Raw genomic sequence first — 2,574 nt, forward strand, 5'->3', positions numbered from 1 at the left:
TGTCAACGGCGGAGCAAAACCAGGCCAGCGGGGCGGAGTAAAAGCAGGCCACTTGAGGCGCGCGCTGACGATATGAAAAGGGCCCCGATCGGGGCCCTTTTCATATCGTTGCCGTTCCTTGTCATGATGATCAGGGTGGCGGAATCTCGCCGGTGTCCGGGTCGGACAGGGCACTGGCCTGGTTTTGCTCCGCCCCGCGACGTTTGCGTCCGGTGGACTGCTTGAGGCGATAGCTGTCGCCGTTCATGGTCAGGATGGTGGCGTGGTGGGTGAGCCGGTCGAGCAGTGCGCCGGTCAGCCGCTCGGAGGCGAGCACCTGCGTCCAGTCCTCGAACGGCAGGTTGGAGGTGATGATGGTCGAGCCGCGCTCGTAGCGCTGCGACAGCACCTCGAAGAGCAGCTCGGCGCCGGTCGGGGACAACGGGACGTAGCCGAGTTCATCGACGACGAGCAGCTTCACGGCCGCCATCTCGCGTTGGAGCTTGAGCAGCCGTCGCTCGTCTCGCGCCTCCATCAACTGGTTCACAAGCGAGGCCGCGGTAGTGAAGGCGACTGTGAAGCCCTTCTGGCAAGCCGCCAGGCCGAGCGCGAGGGCTACATGCGTCTTGCCTGTCCCGCTGTTGCCGAGCGCAATGACGTTCTCGCGGCGCAGGATATACTCGCACCGTGCGAGCTCGACCACCATCATCTTGTTCAGGCTGGGGATGGCGGTGAACTCGAAGGTGTCGAAGCTCTTCACGGCCGGGAAACGGGCTGCGCGGATCCGTCGCTCGATGGTCCGGCGCTCGCGGTCGATGAGCTCCAACTCGATAAGCCGCAACAGGTAGCGCGTGTGGTCGACCCCGCCTTGCGCGCATTCGCGCGCGACCTTTTCGTACTCGCGCAGAACGGTTGGCAGTTTGAGTTGTTTGAGATGATGGGCGAGCAGCACCTGTGGCGTACCTGCGGTCGTGCCCACCGGCATGGCGTCCTTGTCCGTCATGCTGCCAGCACCGCATAGTCGGCCGCGCACGTCGTTTTGACGTCCATCTTGGGCACGTGCGGATACGCCGCTAAATCCAGGCGCGGCGGACGGCGCTCGATACGCGCCAGCGCGATGAGTTTTACCGCGTCAAAACCAGGTGCGCCCAACTGGACTGCCTCGGTCACGGCATCCGTGACGATGGGAAGCGGCATCGCCTCGAGCAGCCGCAGCACCTGGATGAACTCGCGTTTACCCTTGTTGCCCATCCGCGCCTCGAGCAGGTGGCGCAGATGCTGGAAGATGTCCGGCAGGTTCCAGTCCTGAAGGGCTGCCGCCTGGTCGAGCGCACCGGGCTTGGTCTCGATGAGCGCGAGGTAGTGCAGTGGGTTGGAGACGAATACGCCTTCGTCGTAGCAACGCGCGTGCCGGGCGATCTCTTCGCCCGCGCATATGATGACGACCTCGTCGACGAACCCCTTCACCATCACGTCGCGGTAGCCGTACGCGGTCGGCACCGAATAGTCGTTGGTCCGGTAGCGCACCATCGCGGTCGACGACACGCGCGCCGCGCGTTTCTCGCATGGCTCCAGTGGTACGGACGGCAGCGTGCGCAATGCCGATACGTCTGCCGCCAGCCGCTCGGCGATGGTCTGCGCGTGCTGACCGGCATGCTCGCCCTGGCGCGTACGGCAGGACTCCTCGAACCTGGCGTTCAGGACATCGAAATTGGCAGCGACCGGCACGGGCACCATGAAGTTGTTGCGCGCAAACTTCACCAGCCCCTCGACCTTGCCTTTGTCGTTGCCTCGCGCTGGACGCGCAAAACGGTCCTGAAACAGGTAGTGGCTGACCAACTCGGTGAAGGCGCGTGTGCGCTCGCGCGTTCCATCGCCGCAGATCTTTGCCACGGCGATGGTTGTGTTGTCGTAGAGGATGGACAGCGGCACGCCCCCGAAGAACGCGAATGCCGACACGTGCCCGTCAAGAAACGCCTCGGTCGTCTCGCGCGGATACGCCTTGAAGAAGCAGGCATCCGACTGCGGCAGCGACATGCAGAAATAGTGGATCTTCATCCGCTCCCCGCCGACGACCGCGACCGCCTCGCCAAAGTCGACCTGTGCATGCCCCGGCGGGTGCGCCAGCGGCACGAAGGTCTCGCGCCCGCGGGCCCTGCACAGCCGCACATGGTCCTTCACCATCGTGTAGCCGCCCGTATAGCCATGCTCGTCGCGCAGCCGCTCAAAGATCCGCTTGGCCGTGTGCTGCTGCTTGCCCGGCGCCTCGCGGTCGGCTGCCAGGATTGCGTCGATAACCGGTAGCAGCGTCCCGAGCTTCGGCTTGGTCGGAGGTTTCGTCCGGCGGTATCCAGGAGGCGCCGAATACAGGCACATCTTGCGTACCGTATCCCGGTTCAGCCCGAACACCTCCGCCGCTTCCCGGCGACTATGCCCCTCGACAAATACAAACCGTCTGACCGCTGCGTAGCTCTCCACGACAAACATCCCCGCCGCTCCGCAAAGGGAGCAGCTTACCAACTGGCCGGATTTTACTCCGCCCCCGACGGCACTGCGCCGGCGGTCCTGTGGCCTGGTTTGTCACCGCCCTTCACA

At 64.5% G+C, this 2,574-nt stretch carries 2 protein-coding genes; both read right to left on the bottom strand.

All coding sequences use genetic code 11. The features are described 5' to 3' along the window. Window positions 1–130 precede the first annotated feature (130 nt). On the bottom strand, window positions 131–982 hold the full coding sequence (gene istB, locus WC585_RS17220; protein WP_321170157.1) for an IS21-like element helper ATPase IstB: 852 nt from the start codon (window positions 980–982) through the stop codon (window positions 131–133). Next, window positions 979–2,466, bottom strand: coding sequence for an IS21 family transposase (istA, locus tag WC585_RS17225; RefSeq protein ID WP_132884630.1), 1,488 nt, complete (start codon window positions 2,464–2,466; stop codon window positions 979–981). The genes istB and istA overlap by 4 nt, the downstream gene beginning before the upstream one ends. Window positions 2,467–2,574: the final 108 nt, after the last annotated feature.

The sequence above is a fragment of the Brevundimonas sp. genome (genome assembly GCF_041648055.1).
Taxonomy (GTDB): domain Bacteria; phylum Pseudomonadota; class Alphaproteobacteria; order Caulobacterales; family Caulobacteraceae; genus Brevundimonas.

Coding starts and splice junctions, on each gene's coding strand:
- istA (WP_132884630.1), bottom strand. CDS start 2,466: ATGTTTGTCGTGGAGAGCTACGCAGCGGTCAGACGGTTTGTATTTGTC.
- istB (WP_321170157.1), bottom strand. CDS start 982: ATGACGGACAAGGACGCCATGCCGGTGGGCACGACCGCAGGTACGCCA.